We start from the raw sequence: 586 nt of genomic DNA on the forward strand, positions 1-586 counted from the left end.
GAAAACCTGGAGTTGGGCGGCGCTGCGAAAGTGGATGTCACCGACACCACCGACGAAGTGGTGGCCAAGTTGACCGCCACCCCTTCGGTCACCGAAGGCGGCGAGATCACCTACACCGTCACCCTGACCAACAAAGATGGTCTGCCGATCAACAACCACGGCGCCTTGACCTTCACGCTGAGCGACGGCAAGACCGTCATCACCGTACCGGCTAACGGCACCAGCGGTTCGATCACCGTGACCGCGCCGGACAACGTCTACGTCGGCAGCAACCCAGCAGTGGTCAACTCCATCGCGACTGTTGCGGGCGCGGATGTTGGTAAGTTCGAACAGCTGACCCTGGACAAGACGCCGGTCAGCACCACCGTGACCGACGAACCAGGTACCCCTGGCACCCCAGGTGGCACCAACGAAGGTGACCTGGTCAAGGTCACCATCACGGCCGACCAGACTTCGGTCGCCGAGAACGTCAAACCGACGTTCACCGTGCATATCAACCAACCGCTTGCTCACGACTTGATTGTGACCCTGAGCAACAACGCTCAGGTCACCATCAAGGCCGGTGAGACCAGCGCGCCGTACACCC

1 protein-coding gene is annotated in these 586 nt (G+C 61.3%); it reads left to right on the plus strand.

Annotation, left to right across the window (positions count from 1 at the left end; genetic code table 11):
- A partial coding sequence (locus JOY50_RS28515) for an immunoglobulin-like domain-containing protein (protein ID WP_243056169.1) occupies window positions 1–586 on the plus strand: 586 nt, incomplete at both ends.

The sequence above is a fragment of the Pseudomonas sp. BP01 genome, assembly GCF_022760795.1.
GTDB lineage: Bacteria > Pseudomonadota > Gammaproteobacteria > Pseudomonadales > Pseudomonadaceae > Aquipseudomonas > Aquipseudomonas putida_Q.